We start from the raw sequence: 15490 nt of genomic DNA, 5'->3' as shown, positions 1-15490 counted from the left end.
CCTCAGCCCGTCGGGCAGGTCGCTGCGGCATCGCGCAGCACCGGCACCGACGGCGCGTCAACCGGTAACCCGTAGCCGCGCAGAACGGCGATGAACTGCATCGCGTACTGGCAGTGGAAGGCTTGATTGGGGGGCATCCACAGGGCAGGCTCCTTGTCCCCCTTGTCCTGGTTCGCCGGGCCGTCGACCGCGAGCAGGTTGGCCGGATCGTTGGCGAACCGGGCGCGCAGGTCGTCCGGCCAGCCTCGCGCTCCGAGATCCCAGGCCAGCGCCAGCGGCACGATGTGGTCGATCTGGACGGCCGCGCCGACCTGATTGCCGCGGGTGAACGCCACCACGACGCTGGTGTACGGGTCGAGAAGGGTGCCTGTGGCCACCGCGGTGGGACACCGCTTGATCGCGACGTAGGTCTTCTCCTGCAAGTCCCGGTCGAGGATGTCGTTGCGGGTGTCGCAGCCGTTGTGTCCGCCGGGGGCCGTGGTGTCGTCGGTCCACGATTCGCCGAACGCGTCTCGGCGGTAGTCGTGGCTGCGGACGCGCGCGGGGATCTCGGCGACGCCGGCGAGGACGTCGACACCGGGTGCGACAGTGGGAATGTCGGCCTGGGCGATGAACCGCGTCGCACCGCGCGGTGACGTGCCGACCTGGACGGCGACGACGACGGCCAGCGCGGTGGCGACCGTGAGCCACAGCAGCTGCCGACGGGTCACGACATGTCCAGGTACTGGACGCGGTCGGCGTCGACGAACGGCGCCGACAGCGTCGCCATCCCGGGGTCCTGCGGATCGTGTTCGAACACCTTCTCGCACAGCTCTTTTGCCGTCTCGATGATCTCGCGGTGGCTGGCCAGTGACAGGAAGCGCAGCGTGATCGCGCGGCCGGACTGGTGCAGGCCCAGCACGTCGCCTTCGCTGCGCTCGAGCAGGTCGAGGTCGGCGAGAGCGAACCCGTCCAGAGTGCCGGCGACGGCCGTGAGGCGCTGACCCGCCTTCGAGGTCTGAGGCAGGTTGGTGGCCAACAGGCACAGGCTGGGATGCTGCCCGCGCCCGATCCGGCCACGCAGCTGGTGCAACTGGCTGATGCCGAAGCGGTCGGCGTCCATCACCACCATCACGGTGGCGTTGGGCACGTCGACGCCCACTTCGATCACCGTCGTGCACACCAGCACATCGATGTCGCCGGCGCGGAACGCCGACATCACCGCGTCCTTGTCGTCGGCCGCGAGCCGGCCGTGCATCAGGCCGAGCCGCAGCCCGGCCAATGGCCCGTCGGCCAACCGCTCGAACATCTGGACCACCGTGACCGGCGGCGGCCCACCCTGTGCAGCGTCCCCGGTGTTGTTGCCGCCCTTGCCCTTGGCCGGTTTGTCGTTCTCGTCGATGCGGGAGGCCACCACATAGGCCTGCCGGCCGGAGCGGACTTCCTCCACGACCCGCTGCCAGGCACGCTGCAGCCACGCCGGCTTCTCCCTGACGAAGATCGCGGTCGTGGTGATCGGCTGACGGCCGCGCGGCAGCTCCCGCAACGTGGAAGTCTCGAGGTCTCCGTAGACCGTCAGCGCCACGGTCCTCGGGATGGGCGTCGCCGTCATCACCAGAAGGTGCGGCGTGATGCCCTCAGGAGCCTTGGCGCGCAACCGATCTCGTTGCTCGACCCCGAACCGGTGCTGCTCGTCGACGACGACCATGCCGAGGTTGTCGAATTCCACGCCGTCCTGTAGCAGCGCGTGCGTCCCGATCACGATGCCGGCGGTCCCGCTTGCGACCTCCCGGCGTGCATCGCGCTTCTGCTGCGCCGTCATCGAGCCGGTCAGCAGCGCCACCGCGGTGGCCTGGTCGGTGGCACCGAGCTGCCCGGCCGTCGCCAGCGGGCCCAGCATGGCGCGGATCGACTGGGCGTGCTGGGCGGCAAGCACTTCGGTCGGCGCGAGCAGCGCGCACTGATAGCCGGCGTCGATCATCTGCAGCATCGCCAGCAGCGCGACAACCGTTTTGCCGGAACCGACTTCGCCCTGCAACATCCGGTTCATCGGGTGCACGCCGGCCAGCTCAGCGGAGATCACGTCGAGGACCTCACGCTGGCCAGCGGTCAGTTCGAACGGCAGCTGCGCCGCCATCGCAGCGGCCAGACCGTCGTCGCGGGGGTCGGCCGCGGGCCCGGTTCCGGAGAGCTCGCTGTGCCTACGCACCACCAGGCCCCACTGCAGCCCGATCGCCTCGTCGTAGGTGAGGCGTTCGATCGCCCGTTCGCGTTCGCGGGTGTCCTCGGACATGTGCACTGCGCGCAGCGCGGCGTCCTCGGACATCAGATCGTGTTCTCGGACAACCCATTCCGGCAGCGGATCGGGCACCGGGTCGAGCACCGCGAGCATCTGACGCATGCAGGCGTAGATGTCCCAGGTCTGCACCTTGGATGTCGCCGGATAGATCGGGAAGTATTCCTTCTCGAACGCGGCCAGAACGTCGGTGCCGCCTGCGGCATCGGCGATCGTCGACAGGGATTTGGTGCCCTTGGCGGTACCGTCCTCGCGCAGGATCAGAAACGCGGGGTGGGTGAGCTGCATGACGCCGCGGAAGTATCCGACCTCGCCGGACAGCATCACCTTGGTGCCCTCCACCAGAGAGTGTTTGAGGTACTTGGCGTTGAAGAAGGTGGCGGTGACCTTGGGCTTGCGCCGCCCGAGCGTCACGACCAGGAATTCGCGCTTGGGCTGCCGGTTGGTCCACCGCAGGGTGGCCTCTGTGATGACGTCGACGAACGTGACGTGCTCGCCTTCTTCGAGGTCGAGCTCCTCCCCCTCGTCGCGCACGCTCATCGCGTCGCTGTACTTGCGAGGGAAGTACCGCACCAGGTCCCCGCAGGTGCGCAGCCCCAGATGCTCCTCCAGCGGCTCGGCAGCCTTACGACCCAGCACGAAGTCGAGCCGATCACTCAGTGTCGCCACGTCATTCGACTCCGATCAGCAGCACATCGCCGCCGTGGCCGGTGTGAAAGCTCACCATGTCGGTTCCCGGATGTTCGCGCCGGACGTGCTCGGCCAGGGCGTCGGCGACGTCGGGCTGCACGCCGGCACCGGTGAGCACTGTCACCAGCTCGCCACCGGCGGCCAGGAGCAGGTCGATCAGCCCTGCGCCCACGTCGGCCACGCTGTCGCTGACCAGGACCACCTCGTCGCCGGCGATGCCCAGTCCGTCGCCCGGCCGGCATGCACCCGCCCACGTCAGGGCCTCTTGCGCAGCGACGCGCACCGATCCGTAGCGAGCCCCCGCCGCGGCCCTGGCCATCGTGTAGCTGTCGTCGACGAGTTCATGACCGGGGTCGTGGACGGCCAGCGCCGCCAGACCCTGAACCATCGAGCCGGAGTACACGGGCACCATGGTGATCCCCCGGGCCGAGGCCACGGCCCACCCGGCGAGCAGCTCCTCGGCGGCGACGTAGCCGTTGGGCAGCACCATGACCTGTTCGGCGCCGGTGTTCACCAGCGCGTGCAGCAGGTGGTGTGCGCTCACGGGCAGTCCGGGTTCCGGCCGCAAGATCTGCGCACCCTCGCTGGTGAAGAGCTCCTCGGCACCGTCGCCGTCGACGACGGCCAGCACCGCGCGTTCCCGCGCCCACCCGCCGGCGGGATGGCGGTCGGCCCCTCCGGTCAGCGACGTGATCTGGATGCGGCTGGGCCTGCCGACCTGGAGGGCGGCCTCCACGGCGGCACCCGCGTCGTCGACGTGGACGTGCACTGAGTACTGGCCCGCCTCCGCCGAGGCGGCGATGGCGACGGACTCCCCGAGCTCGTCCAGGCGCGCGCGCAGCACCTCCACTGCCGCCCGCTCGGCGCCGCTGAGCAGGTACATCACTTCGAACTGCGGGGTCGGGGCGGTCGCCGCGTGGGCCGCCTCGACCGCGGGTGTCTCGACGGGTTCGGGCCGGTACCGCGGCCGCGGTCGGGCGTGCCCGGTGAGCGTGGTGGTCAGCGCGTCGAGGAGCACCAGCAGGCCGCGCCCGCCGGCGTCCACCACACCGGCGTCGGCGAGCACGTCGAGCTGGCTGGGGGTGCGGTCCAGCGCGGCGACGGCCGCCTGGGCGGCAGCGGCCACCACCGCGGCCACGTCCTCCTGTTCGTCGGCCTCACGGGCGGCGGCGTCGGCGGCGTCCTGCAGCACCGAGGTGATGGTCCCGGGGACGGCCTCACCCATCGACGTGACGACCAGGGTGACGGCGTGACGCAGCGCAGCGGCCAACAGCGGGCCGTCGATGTCGGCGATGACGCGGTCCTCGGTGGCAGCGGCGGTGACGTCGGCCACCGCACGCAGGATCTGCGACAGGATCACCCCGGAGTTGCCGCGGGCGCCGCGCAGTGCTCCGTCGGCCAGCGCGGCCGCCACCTCGGTGACGTCGTCACCGGCGCTGCAGGAGTCGGCCTGCGCCCAGGCGGCGCGCATCGTGAACAGCATGTTGGTGCCGGTGTCGGCGTCGGCGACCGGGAAGACGTTCAGCGCGTTGATCTCGTCGGTGTGGCTGATCAGGTCCGACACCGCGGTGTGTGCCCAGCGCCGCAGCGTCGACGCATCGAGCCGCCGAGCCGACATCCTCACCTCCGAACGCCTGGGCGCCGCTACGCCGGTGCATGCGCCGCGCCGGCGCCAGCCTAGCCATTGCGTCGGACAGGGAAGAGGGACGAGTTCGGTCCTGTTGACAGCCATGGATGCCGTTTTGGCGAACCTCGGGGCGGCCCGGTAGTCTGATCGGGTTGTCGGGTCACCCGTCAGGTCGTTGACCCCCAAGCACTGACTTACGAGGAGTTCTCACTATGGCTGCCGTGTGCGATATCTGCGGGAAGGGCCCCGGCTTCGGTAAGTCGGTGTCGCACTCCCATCGCCGGACGAGCCGTCGGTGGAATCCGAACATCCAGTCGGTGCGCGCGGTGGCCCGTCCGGGCGGAAACAAGCAGCGCGTCAACGTGTGCACGTCGTGCCTGAAGGCCGGCAAGGTCACCCGCGGCTGATCAAGCCGGCTCGACGAACCGCCCCTCAGGGGCACATGAACGCGAACGGCGGGCAGACGAACGTCCCCGGCGGAAGCGGACCTTCTGCATAGACGCCGGGTTGCCCGGATACCTGGTGATACTCGTGGCAGACATTCATGTCCCAGGTGGCAGCGAGCGCTTCGGTCCGAAAGCTGATCGGATCTCCAGGACACCACGTGCCGTGGCACGCCGGGTCGCATCGAACGTTGTCGGGCTGCGCCGCGGCGATCTGCAATCCCAAGGCAGGAATCCACATCGTGGCGGCCGCGCCGACGGTCGAGAGTGCGGCGCCCGCGAGAATCCGGGTGAGCGAGCGGGTCGAGGTCGTGATCATGACGGAAGTACACACCGCGGGCACCGGCTACCGATCCCAATTCGCAGGATTCCCACAGGTTCGGTCGTTCGTCAGGGCAGTCGCCAATCCACGGGCTCCGCACCCATCTGCGCCAGCATGTCGTTGGCGCGGCTGAACGGCCTCGACCCGAAGAAGCCCCGCGACGCCGACAGCGGCGACGGATGCGCCGACTCGATCACGGCGGTATCCCCCAGCATCGGCTTCAGCGTCGCGGCATCTCGCCCCCACAGCACCGCTACCAACGGCCGTCCCCGGGCCACCAGGGCCCGGATGGCGCATTCGGTGACGGCCTCCCACCCCTTACCCCGATGCGAGGCCGGCGTGCCGGGTCGCACGGTCAGCACCCTGTTCAGCAGCATCACGCCCTGTTCGGACCACGGGGTCAGGTCACCGTTGGCCGGCGCCGGGCAGCCGAGGTCCTGCTGGTATTCGGTGTAGATGTTGGCCAGGCTGCGCGGCAGCGGACGCACGTCGGCACCGACGGAGAAGCTCAGTCCGACGGCATGACCGGGAGTCGGATACGGGTCCTGTCCGACGATGAGGACGCGAACGTCGTCAAAGGGATAGGAAAAGGCCCGCAGCACCTGCGACCCAGTCGGGAGGTAGCGGTGTCCGGCGGCCAGTTCGGCGCGAAGGAACTCCCCCATCTCGGCGACGCGGGCATGCACGGGTTCCAGGGCAGCTGCCCAGGACTCGTCGATCAACTCCTGCAGCGGGCGTGCGGTCACGACAGGCCAACTTAGTGCCCCCGCGGTTCAGTAGGACTGCCAGCCCGCACTGCCCGTCCATGCCGCGCCGTCCACGGTGATCTCGCCCGCGCCGAATGCCGCTGCGGGACCCTCGACCCGTCCGATGATCCGCCAGCCCGGCGGGGGCTCGGCAGGGAAGGTGGCCACCAGCGCGTGATCTTCACCACCGCCGAGCACCCACTGCCGAGCGTCCGCCGCTGCGGCTTCTGCAGCCGGTCCGAGCACCTCGAGGTCGGTGCGCAACAGCTCGAGGGACAGGTCGATGTGGACACCTGATGCGGCCGCGATGTGCCCGAGGTCGGCGAGCAGCCCATCGGAGACGTCGGTCATCGCGGTGGCACCCGCCCGGGCTGCGACGACGCCCTGACCGTAGGGCGGAGCCGGAACCAGGTGGCGCCGCCGCAGTGCATCGAATCCGTGGATGTCGTTGTGCCACAGTGCATACCCGGCTCCCGACCACCCGATGTCCCCCGCCAGCGCGACCACGTCACCGGGCCTGGCACCGCTGCGCAGCACCGGTGGGTGGCCATCGAGGTCACCCAGCACCGTCACCGAAATGACCCACTGCGGGGCGGCGACCATGTCGCCACCGACGATGCCTGCCCCCAGTCGCGCCGCCTCCTCCCACAGCCCGTCGGCCAGCGCAACGGCCTGACCGGTGTCGGTGTCACCCGGTGCGCCGAAGCCGACGACGAACGCGGTGGCGCGGCCGCCCATCGCCTCGATGTCGGAGGCGTTCTGCGCGATGGCTTTTCGGCCCACATCGTGCGGTGTCGACCAGTCGAGCCGAAAGTGCCTGTCCTGTACCAACATGTCGGTACTCACCGCGGTCGCGCCCCCGCCGGCGAGAACGGCGGCGTCGTCGCCCGGGCCGACGACGACGAACGGTGGTTGCCGGCGCCCGGCGACCAGACGGTCGATGACCGCGAACTCCCCGTCTCCTGCCAGCGTGCCGTCGGCCATGACTGCTCCCTCGCCTGTTGGATCGTGGCCTGAACCCTGGGCTCACCTGCGGTACGGTCCCCACAGAGCTTATGCGGCGCCGTCGACGCCGCCGGCGATGAGTACAGACCGAACGGAGGGATCGCGGCGTGGTCGAGGCTTTCGTGCTCATCCAGACCGAAGTCGGCCGTGCCGAGATCGTTGCCAAACAGCTCGCCGGTCTCCCCGGTGTGCTGTCGTCGGAGTCCGTGACCGGACCCTACGACGTGATCGTGCGGGTGGGGGCGCCGACGCTGGCCGAGCTGACGTCGGGTGTGGTGCCCGCCGTGCAACAGGTGGCGGGCATCACCCGGACGTTGACGTGCCCGATCGCCGTCCCGATTGGTGAGGTCGCCCGCCCGTAGAGTGTCGCCATGACCGACACGACCGGCGACGGTCCGCCCCGCGCTGCGCTCGTCGGGGCGATCGTGCTGGCAGTCGGAGCGGCCGTCGGCTTCCTGGTGTTCGCGACGGTCACACAGCACCGGCAGGGCCCCGCACCCGTAGCACTCTCGAGCGTGCCGGCTCCCCGTGCGGACGGTCCCGACTGCGCCGCTCTGGTGGAGAAGCTGCCCGACGAATTGGGCGATTACCGGCGCGCACCACTGGTCGATCCCGCGCCGGCGGGGGCGGTCGCATGGCAGCGTGACGACGGCGGCGAACCGCTGGTGCTGCGGTGCGGCGTGGAACGCCCGACCGACTTCGTGGTCGGCGCCCCGCTCACCGTGGTCGACGCGGTCTCGTGGTTCCAGGTGCAGGACTCAGCCGACACCGAGCGAGCCACGTGGTTCGCGGTGGACCGGCCCGTCTACGTGGCGTTGACCCTGCCCTCCGGCTCAGGGCCCGACGCCATCCAGACGGTGTCGAAGACCCTGGCCGACGCGTTGCCGGCGCGACCGGTCGATCCCGGCCCGGCCACGTAGCGGCTAGCGCAGGCCGGTGCCGCGGGCGACGGCGGTGTCGACCATCGTGGCGAGCAGGGTCGGGTAGTCCAGCCCGCTGGCCGCCCACATGCGCGGATACATCGAGATCGTGGTGAAGCCCGGCATGGTGTTGATCTCGTTGATGACCGGGCCGTCGTCGGTGAGGAAGAAGTCGACGCGGGCCAGTCCCTGGCAGTCGATGGCCTGGAATGCCCGGATCGACAGTGCGCGGATCTCGTCGGCGACGTCGTCGTCCACCTTGGCCGGCACGTCCAGTTCGGCCGCGTCGTCGAGATATTTGGTCTCGAAGTCGTAGAAGCCGTCGTCGCGGCCACGCACACCGGCGACGCGGATCTCGCCGACCGTGCTGGCACCGAGGCGGCCGTCGGGAAACTCCAGGACTCCGCACTCGAGCTCGCGGCCGAGAACGGCGGCCTCGACGATCACCTTCGGGTCGTGGCGCCGCGCCAGCTCGATCGCGGCCGGCAGCAGATCCCACGAAGTGACGCGACTGACCCCGATCGACGAGCCGCCGCGGGCGGGCTTGACGAAGACCGGCAGCCCGAGCCGCTCGCGGTCGGTCAGCGACACCAGCGACTCTGTGGTGTCCTGGGGCCGCAGCACGATCTGGTCCCCGATCGGCAGGTCGGCGGCGGCCAACAGCTTCTTGGTGAACTCCTTGTCCATCCCCACCGCGCTCGCGAGGACGCCCGCGCCGACGTACGGCACTCCGGCCAGCTCGAGCAGGCCCTGGATGGTGCCGTCCTCCCCGTAGGGGCCGTGCAGCACCGGGAACACGACGTCGACCGAGGCCAGTACCTCGCCGGCGGCCTCCCCCATGGACAGCAGTTGCCCGCGCCGGGCCGGATCGGGCGAGAGCGCGAGCGCGGTTCCGGACGCCTCGCTCACACCGGGCAGCGAGCCGTCGGTGATGGCCAAGCTCTCAGGGCGGCCGTCGCCGAGCACCCAGGATCCGTGCGGGGTGATCCCGACGGCGACCACCTCGAACCGCTGCGGGTCGAGGTTGCGCAGGATGCTGCCTGCGGAAACACACGAGATCGCGTGCTCAGAACTCCGTCCGCCATAGACGACGGCAACGCGGGTGCGGGCAGTCACAGTCTGGAGAGGCTACCGGCCGACCCCGGCGAGGGCCGACTCGATATCGGCGAGCAGGTCGTCGGTGTCCTCGATTCCACAGGAGATGCGGGCGAAGCCGGCTGGTACCGGATCGCCCCAGCGCGCCCTGCGGTCGACCGAGGTGTGCACGCCGCCGAAGCTGGTGGCTCCGACAACCAGGGCACTGCGGCGCACCAGCTCGTGCACCGCATCAGCGTCGGCCAACTCGACCGAGACGATGCCCCCGAAGCGACGCATCTGCCGGGCGGCGACGGCGTGGGACGGATCGTCGGGCAGACCGGGGTAGCGCACGGCCGCGACCGCGGGATGCGAGCGCAACATCATCGCCAGCGCCGCGGCGTTCTGGCATTGCCGTTCGAACCGCAGGCCCAGGGTGCCCAGGCCGCGCAACACCAGCCACGCCTCGAACGCACCGAGGATCGGCCCGGCGAGGAGCCGCTCGCGCTGCAGCCGGTCTATCACGTCGGTCCGGTTACCGGCGACGTAGCCGGCGAGCAGATCGTGATGCCCGGCGAGCGCCTTGGTGGCGCTGGCCACCACGAGATCGGCGCCGAGCGAAAGCGGTTGCTGTCCCAGCGGTGTCGCCGTCGTGTTGTCGACCACGAGCAGCGCGCCCCGGGGCCGGCACTGCATCGCCAGATGGTGCAGATTCACGACATCCAGGACCGGGTTCGACGGCGTCTCGGCCAGCACCACGTCGGCGTCGCGGGCTGCCTCGCACATGTCCTCGCTGCGAGCCTGGACGACGGTGACCCCGCGGGGGGCGAGGTATTCGGTGGCGTAAGCCCGCACCAGGTAGTACCCGTCAGCCGGAACGACGAGCGTGCTACCCGGTTCGGTCACCACCCGCAGCAGGGATGTGATCGCCGCCATGCCCGATGCGAACGTCACCGCTGCGGCGGCGCCTTCGAGCTGCGCCAGGGCCGATTCCAGCTGCCGCCACGTGGGATTGTGTCGCCGGCCGTAGCTGTCGAGCGCGTCGTCCTCGTCGGCATCGATGTGGTAGGCCGACGCCGGCACCGGTACCGGACCCACCGGTTGACCGGGAACATGTTCGCCAGCAATCGCTTTCAAGCTCCGCGTGGAATCCCCGTACGTCATCATCACTCCGGTTTCGTCGAACGGCCGAGCAACAGAGACACTGCATCCTCCACCGACAGACCCTTGTGGCACACCCCGTGCACGGCCTCGGTCAGCGGCATCTCGACGTCGTAGCTCGCCGAGAGCGCCAGCACGGACCGGCACGAGGTCACCCCTTCGGCGACGTGGCCGCCGGTGGCGGCCAGCGCTGCCTCCATCGTGCCGCCCTGCCCCAACCGCTCTCCGAAGGACCGATTGCGCGAACGCGGGGACATGCACGTCGCGACGAGATCCCCGATGCCGGCCAGACCTGCCAGTGTCGCCGGTTTGGCGCCCAACGCGATTCCGAGCCGCATGATCTCGGCCAGCCCGCGGGTGATGATGGCCGCGGCGGTGTTCTCACCCAGCCCCGCGCCCGCAGCCATCCCCGACGCGAGGGCGATCACGTTCTTGCACGCTCCGCCGATCTCGGCACCGATGACATCGGCGTTGGTGTAGGGCCGGAAGTACCCGGTGGCCAGCGCCCGCTGCAGCGCCACCGCGCGACCCGAGTCACTGCACGCGATGACGGTCGCGGCGGGCTGTTCGGCGGCGACCTCGCTGGCGAGATTGGGACCGGTCACGACGGCCACGCGAGCGGCGTCGACACCGGTCACCTGCACCACCACCTGGCTCATCCGCATCAGTGTGTCCAGCTCGATGCCCTTGGCGAGGCTCACCAGGGTGGTGTCCGCACCGAGATGCGGCGTCCACTGGGTCAGATTGGCGCGCAGCGTCTGCGACGGTACGGCGAGCAGCACGGTGCATGCGCCACTGAGCGCCTCGGCGTGATCGCCGGTGGCCCGAATGGAGGTGGGCAGCGGGCCGTCGACGTATCCGGGATTGCAGTGCGTCCGGTTGATCTCGGCGGCCCGCTCCGGATCACGCGCCCACAATCTCACCCCGTTGCCGGCATCGGCCAGCACCTTCGCCAGGGCCGTGCCCCATGCTCCTGCACCCATCACCGCAGCCTCGACCACGGCTGCAACACTAGTCGGGAATAACTGCTGGCAGGATGGCGCTCGTGACCGGCATGAACACCTTTCCGGGCGCGCGCGTGCGAAGCAGGGACGCGGGCGTCAGTGTGGTGATCGCGGTCAAGCGGCTGACCGCGGCGAAGACGCGCCTTGCGCCGGCGTTCCCGCCGGCCACCCGCGGCGGTGTGGTCCTCGCCATGCTCGAGGACACGATCGCCGCTGCCATTGCCGTGCCGGCTGTCCGGTCGGTCATCGTGGTCACACCCGACGCCGATGCCGCGGCCGCCGCCGGCCGCCTGGGCGCGCTGGCCCTGGAGGATCCGACACCGGCTGGTCATCACGATCCGCTCAACCACGCGTTGGCCGCGGGGGAAACGCTGGCCCGCGACAGCACCACCAATGTGGTTGCGTTGCAAGGAGATCTGCCCGCCCTGCGCGAGTCGGAGCTGGCCGAGGCGATCACCGCGGCGGGTGCGCACCGGCGAAGTTATGTGGCCGACCGCCATGGCACGGGGACGGCTGCGCTGTTCGCATTCGGCGTACCGCTTCGCCCTCTGTTCGGTGCTGACTCCGCCGCGCGCCATCGCCGTTCGGGTGCTGCCGAATTGACCGGCGCCTGGCCCGGGCTGCGATGCGACATCGACACCGCGCAGGACCTCGCCGACGCCCGTCATCTTGGGCTCGGGTCGGCGACCTCGCAGGTGATCGGCGCACTGCGGTGAGCGCAAGTCCCTTCTGCTAGCCGCGGCGCCGGTGGATAGGGAATCATCGGGGGCATGACCGAAGCGCAGACCCGGCCGGACCCCGCGGAGACCACGGCAGACACGGTGGCGGACTCCGTGGCGGACTCGGTGGCGGGCACCACCGAATCGGCGGTACCCGATACCGCACCCGAAGCGCCACCGGCCGCGACCGCGCCCCCGGTCGAGAACCCACTTCCCGAAGACCGTTATCTGAACCGCGAGTTGAGTTGGCTCGACTTCAACGCCAGAGTCCTCGCGCTGGCGGCCGATCCGTCACTGCCGCTGTTGGAACGCTTGAAGTTCCTGGCGATCTTCGCGTCCAATCTCGACGAGTTCTACATGGTTCGCGTCGCCGGCCTCAAACGCCGCGACGAGATGGGTTTGTCGGTGCGCTCGGCCGACGGCCTGTCTCCCCGTGAACAACTCCGCCGGATCAGCGAGCGCACCCAGCAGCTCGCCAGTCGGCACGCGCATGTGTTCCTGGACGCGGTGCGCCCGGCGCTGGCCGACGAAGGCATCGTGATCGTGACGTGGGCCGAACTCGACGACGACGAACGCAGCCGCCTATCGACGTACTTTCACGAGCAGGTGTTCCCGGTGCTGACTCCGTTGGCCGTCGATCCTGCGCACCCCTTCCCGTTCGTGAGCGGCCTGAGCCTGAACCTCGCGATCACCGTCAAGCACCCGGACGGTGGACAGCACTTCGCGCGAATCAAGGTGCCCGACAACGTGGACCGCTTCGTCGAGCTCGCCGCCCGCGAGGGGACCACCGACGTCGCACGCTTCCTGCCGATGGAGGAACTGATCGCTGCGTTCCTCCCCGTGCTGTTCCCCGGCCTGGAAATCGTGGAGCACCACGCGTTCCGGATCACCCGCAACGCCGACTTCGAGGTGGAGGAGGACCGCGACGAAGACCTGCTCAAAGCCCTCGAACGAGAGCTCGCGCGGCGCAGGTTCGGGTCCCCCGTGCGGCTCGAGGTCTCCGATGACATGACCGAGGGCATGCTGGAACTGCTGCTTCGCGAACTCGACGTGGCCGCGGGCGACGTCGTGGAAGTGCCGGGACTGCTGGACCTCTCGTCGCTGTGGCAGGTCTACGGCGTCGACCGGCCGGCACTCAAGGACCGTCCGTTCGTGCCGGCCACGCCCCCGGCGTTCGGCGAACGGGAGACACCCAAGAGCATCTTCTCGACGCTGCGCGACGGTGACGTGCTGGTGCACCATCCCTACGACTCGTTCTCCACCACGGTGCAACGGTTCATCGAGCAGGCTGCCGCCGATCCCAATGTGCTCGCGATCAAGCAGACGCTCTACCGCACCTCGGGTGACTCACCGATCGTCAATGCGCTGATCGATGCCGCCGAAGCGGGCAAACAGGTCGTGGCGCTGGTCGAGATCAAGGCCCGGTTCGACGAACAGGCCAACATCAAGTGGGCGCGCGCACTCGAGCAGGCCGGCGTGCACGTGGTGTACGGGCTCATCGGACTCAAAACCCATTGCAAGACATGCCTGGTCGTCCGCCGCGAAGGGTCGATGATCCGTCGTTACTGCCACATCGGCACCGGCAACTACAACCCCAAGACCGCCCGGCTGTACGAGGACGTGGGTCTGCTGACGGCCGCCCCGGACATCGGCGCGGACCTCACCGACCTGTTCAACTCCCTCACCGGGTACTCGCGCAAGGAGTCCTACCGCAACCTGCTCGTCGCGCCCTTCGGCGTGCGCCGCGGCATCGTCGAACGCATCGACCGCGAGATCGCCGCCACCCGTGACGGTGCCGAGGGTCGAATCCGGTTGAAGGCCAACGCATTGGTCGACGAGCAGGTCATCGACGCGCTGTACCGGGCATCCCAGGCCGGCGTCCGGGTCGAGGTGGTGGTGCGCGGCATCTGCGCGCTGCGGCCCGGCGGGGAAGGATTCTCGGAGAACATCGTGGTGCGCTCGATCCTCGGTCGGTTCCTCGAGCATTCACGGATCATTCACTTCCGCGCCATCGATGAATACTGGATCGGCAGCGCCGACATGATGCATCGTAATCTGGACCGCCGCGTCGAGGTCATGGCGCAGGTCAAGGATCCGCGATTGACGACCTCGCTGAACGACATCTTCGAATCCGCCATGGATCCGCGGACGCGCTGCTGGGAGCTCGGCGCCGACGGCAAATGGACGGCATTGCCTCAGGAAGGACAGACCGTGCGCGATCATCAGGTCTCGATGATGGAAAGCCACCGCCATCCGTGATCGGCCGATTCACCAGAGTGGGTACGTGACGCCGTGAAGACCGAACCCATCCTGGCCGCCGGCGCTGTTCTGTGGCGCCCGCAGGAGTCCACGGGTCATCCGGAGATCGCTGTGGTCCACCGTCCGCGGTATGACGACTGGTCCCTCCCCAAGGGGAAACTCGAACGCGGTGAGATCGAACCGGTCGCTGCCGTTCGAGAAATAGAGGAGGAGACGGGCTTCCGCGCCCATCTCGGGCGTCATCTGACGACGGTCAGCTATCCCGTCAAGGACACCACGAAGAAGGTTCGGTACTGGGCTGCCCGCACGGTCACAGGCGAGTTCGCGGCCAACGACGAAGTGGACGAACTGAAGTGGCTTCCCCTGGAGCACGCGATGAGCCAGGTGGACTATGCGCTGGATCGCAAGGTGCTGCGCCGGTTCGGCAAGTCGCCGGTCGACACATCCACGGTGCTCGTCGTCCGGCACGCCACCGCGGGAAGCAAGAGGCGGTACTCCGGCGACGATCGCAAGCGCCCGCTCGACAAGAACGGCCGCGCCCAGGCCGAGGCGCTCGTGGATCTCCTGCTGGCGTTCGGGGCCGGCCAGTTGTTCGCTGCCGACCGGGTCCGCTGCCATCAGACCCTCGGACCTCTCGCCGAGGAGTTGGGCGTCCCGGTGGTCACCGAAACCGCCTTGACCGCAGAGGCATACGCGGAGAAGCCGAAGAGGGCTCGCCAGCGGGTGTTGGAGATCGCCGAGACCGCGTCTCACCCCGTGATCTGCACGCAGGGCGAGGTCATTCCCGATCTGATCGCGTGGTGGTGTGAGCGCGACGGTGTGCGCCCCGCCAAGTCACGCAATCGCAAGGGCAGCACCTGGGTACTGACGCTGGCAGGTGGACAGCTGATCAGCGCTGACCACCTCAGCTCACCGCTGGCGTCCCACTAGCCCGACACGCGACGACGCCGTGAGCCTTGGCTCACGGCGTCGCCTGAAACTGCGTCGTCTGAAACTTCGGTGTCTGAAACCGATTACTTGCGACCGCGCTTGGCCGGAGCCTTCTTGGCAGGCGCTGCCTTCTTCGCAGGTGCGGCCTTCTTGGCGGGAGCCTTGGTCGCGGCCTTCTTGGCCGGGGCCTTGGTCGCGGCCTTCTTGGCGGGAGCCTTGGTCGCGGCCTTCTTGGCGGGAGCCTTCTTGGCAGGCGCTGCCTTCTTCGCAGGTGCGGCCTTCTTGGCGGGAGCCTTGGTCGCGGCCTTCTTGGCC

At 69.2% G+C, this 15490-nt stretch carries 15 protein-coding genes and 1 pseudogene; 6 read left to right on the top strand and 10 right to left on the bottom strand.

The window, feature by feature from the left end; translation table 11 throughout:
- Window positions 1-2: 2 nt before the first annotated feature.
- The 3 genes from ACZY1G_RS21025 to ACZY1G_RS21015 are packed head-to-tail and all read right to left on the bottom strand — an operon-like array spanning window position 3 to window position 4583.
- On the bottom strand, window positions 3-710 hold the full coding sequence (locus ACZY1G_RS21025) for an HNH endonuclease family protein (protein WP_463816939.1): 708 nt from the start codon (window positions 708-710) through the stop codon (window positions 3-5).
- Complete coding sequence (gene recG / locus ACZY1G_RS21020) at window positions 707-2944, bottom strand: ATP-dependent DNA helicase RecG (RefSeq protein ID WP_463823525.1); 2238 nt, start codon at window positions 2942-2944, stop codon at window positions 707-709. The genes ACZY1G_RS21025 and recG overlap by 4 nt, the downstream gene beginning before the upstream one ends.
- 1 nt (window position 2945) lies before the next feature.
- Window positions 2946-4583: a DAK2 domain-containing protein gene (locus ACZY1G_RS21015; protein ID WP_463816942.1), complete on the bottom strand. Its 1638-nt coding sequence runs from the start codon at window positions 4581-4583 to the stop codon at window positions 2946-2948.
- 221 nt (window positions 4584-4804) lie between these two features.
- Between ACZY1G_RS21015 and rpmB the strand changes: the two genes are divergently transcribed.
- Window positions 4805-4999, top strand: a complete 195-nt coding sequence (rpmB, locus tag ACZY1G_RS21010) for a 50S ribosomal protein L28 (RefSeq protein ID WP_014815134.1) — start codon at window positions 4805-4807, stop codon at window positions 4997-4999.
- 25 nt (window positions 5000-5024) lie between these two features.
- On the opposite strand, the gene ACZY1G_RS21005 is transcribed toward rpmB, so the two are convergent.
- The 3 genes from ACZY1G_RS21005 to ACZY1G_RS20995 all read right to left on the bottom strand — a co-directional run bounded on the left by ACZY1G_RS21005 (window position 5025) and on the right by ACZY1G_RS20995 (window position 7087).
- Window positions 5025-5354 carry a hypothetical protein gene (locus ACZY1G_RS21005; protein WP_463823524.1) on the bottom strand — a complete coding sequence of 110 codons (330 nt, stop codon included), beginning with the start codon at window positions 5352-5354 and terminating at the stop codon, window positions 5025-5027.
- 71 nt (window positions 5355-5425) lie between these two features.
- The gene (locus tag ACZY1G_RS21000; protein WP_463823523.1) at window positions 5426-6103 is read right to left on the bottom strand and encodes a uracil-DNA glycosylase; all 678 of its coding nucleotides are present in this window, start codon (window positions 6101-6103) and stop codon (window positions 5426-5428) included.
- A 27-nt stretch (window positions 6104-6130) separates the two neighbouring features.
- Entirely contained in the window at window positions 6131-7087 is a 957-nt protein-coding gene (locus tag ACZY1G_RS20995) for a thiamine-phosphate kinase (RefSeq protein ID WP_463823522.1), read from the bottom strand.
- Between the two features lie 128 nt (window positions 7088-7215).
- On the opposite strand from ACZY1G_RS20995, the gene ACZY1G_RS20990 reads away from it, so the two are divergent.
- Both ACZY1G_RS20990 and ACZY1G_RS20985 read left to right on the top strand, forming a co-directional pair.
- Complete coding sequence (locus ACZY1G_RS20990; RefSeq protein WP_463823521.1) at window positions 7216-7470, top strand: Lrp/AsnC ligand binding domain-containing protein; 255 nt, start codon at window positions 7216-7218, stop codon at window positions 7468-7470.
- Window positions 7471-7479: 9 nt separating this feature from the next.
- Complete coding sequence (locus tag ACZY1G_RS20985; protein WP_463823520.1) at window positions 7480-8028, top strand: DUF3515 domain-containing protein; 549 nt, start codon at window positions 7480-7482, stop codon at window positions 8026-8028.
- A 3-nt stretch (window positions 8029-8031) separates the two neighbouring features.
- On the opposite strand, the gene ACZY1G_RS20980 is transcribed toward ACZY1G_RS20985, so the two are convergent.
- Genes ACZY1G_RS20980 through ACZY1G_RS20970 form a run of 3 tightly spaced genes read right to left on the bottom strand, consistent with a single transcriptional unit; the run spans window position 8032 to window position 11246 of the window.
- A complete protein-coding gene (locus ACZY1G_RS20980; RefSeq protein ID WP_463816948.1) occupies window positions 8032-9144 on the bottom strand; it encodes a D-alanine--D-alanine ligase family protein in 1113 nt (370 codons plus the stop codon).
- 12 nt (window positions 9145-9156) lie between these two features.
- Window positions 9157-10269 carry a cystathionine gamma-lyase gene (locus tag ACZY1G_RS20975; protein WP_463823655.1) on the bottom strand — a complete coding sequence of 371 codons (1113 nt, stop codon included), beginning with the start codon at window positions 10267-10269 and terminating at the stop codon, window positions 9157-9159.
- Window positions 10269-11246: an NAD(P)H-dependent glycerol-3-phosphate dehydrogenase gene (locus tag ACZY1G_RS20970; RefSeq protein WP_463823654.1), complete on the bottom strand. Its 978-nt coding sequence runs from the start codon at window positions 11244-11246 to the stop codon at window positions 10269-10271. The genes ACZY1G_RS20975 and ACZY1G_RS20970 overlap by 1 nt, the downstream gene beginning before the upstream one ends.
- A gap of 53 nt (window positions 11247-11299) precedes the next feature.
- Here ACZY1G_RS20970 and cofC point away from each other — a divergent pair, with 53 nt between their 5' ends.
- From cofC to mutT1, 3 genes are read left to right on the top strand one after another with little or no spacing between them, the layout of a single operon-like run.
- A complete protein-coding gene (gene cofC, locus ACZY1G_RS20965) occupies window positions 11300-11983 on the top strand; it encodes a 2-phospho-L-lactate guanylyltransferase (protein WP_463816949.1) in 684 nt (227 codons plus the stop codon).
- A gap of 54 nt (window positions 11984-12037) precedes the next feature.
- Window positions 12038-14245 (top strand): RNA degradosome polyphosphate kinase, encoded by a 2208-nt coding sequence (locus tag ACZY1G_RS20960; RefSeq protein WP_463823519.1) that lies wholly within the window; start codon window positions 12038-12040, stop codon window positions 14243-14245.
- 33 nt (window positions 14246-14278) lie between these two features.
- Window positions 14279-15175 carry an 8-oxo-(d)GTP phosphatase MutT1 gene (gene mutT1 / locus ACZY1G_RS20955; RefSeq protein WP_463823518.1) on the top strand — a complete coding sequence of 299 codons (897 nt, stop codon included), beginning with the start codon at window positions 14279-14281 and terminating at the stop codon, window positions 15173-15175.
- Between the two features lie 98 nt (window positions 15176-15273).
- Here the strand turns inward: mutT1 and ACZY1G_RS20950 are convergent.
- A pseudogene (locus ACZY1G_RS20950) lies at window positions 15274-15399 on the bottom strand (hypothetical protein); the annotation flags it as partial.
- Between the last annotated feature and the right edge of the window lie 91 nt (window positions 15400-15490).

It is taken from the genome of Mycobacterium sp. IDUB_5 (genome assembly GCF_055419565.1).
Note: the sequence above shows the minus strand (reverse complement) of the source record. Positions and strands in the feature narration are given on the sequence as shown.

Excerpts from the sequence above, each read along its gene's own strand:
- rpmB (WP_014815134.1), top strand. The coding sequence starts at position 4,805 with ATGGCTGCCGTGTGCGATATCTGCGGGAAGGGCCCCGGCTTCGGTAAG.
- ACZY1G_RS21015 (WP_463816942.1), bottom strand. The coding sequence starts at position 4,583 with ATGTCGGCTCGGCGGCTCGATGCGTCGACGCTGCGGCGCTGGGCACAC.
- ACZY1G_RS20975 (WP_463823655.1), bottom strand. The coding sequence starts at position 10,269 with ATGATGACGTACGGGGATTCCACGCGGAGCTTGAAAGCGATTGCTGGC.
- ACZY1G_RS20960 (WP_463823519.1), top strand. The coding sequence starts at position 12,038 with ATGACCGAAGCGCAGACCCGGCCGGACCCCGCGGAGACCACGGCAGAC.
- ACZY1G_RS20995 (WP_463823522.1), bottom strand. The coding sequence starts at position 7,087 with ATGGCCGACGGCACGCTGGCAGGAGACGGGGAGTTCGCGGTCATCGAC.
- ACZY1G_RS20970 (WP_463823654.1), bottom strand. The coding sequence starts at position 11,246 with ATGGGTGCAGGAGCATGGGGCACGGCCCTGGCGAAGGTGCTGGCCGAT.
- cofC (WP_463816949.1), top strand. The coding sequence starts at position 11,300 with ATGGCGCTCGTGACCGGCATGAACACCTTTCCGGGCGCGCGCGTGCGA.
- ACZY1G_RS20985 (WP_463823520.1), top strand. The coding sequence starts at position 7,480 with ATGACCGACACGACCGGCGACGGTCCGCCCCGCGCTGCGCTCGTCGGG.
- ACZY1G_RS21005 (WP_463823524.1), bottom strand. The coding sequence starts at position 5,354 with ATGATCACGACCTCGACCCGCTCGCTCACCCGGATTCTCGCGGGCGCC.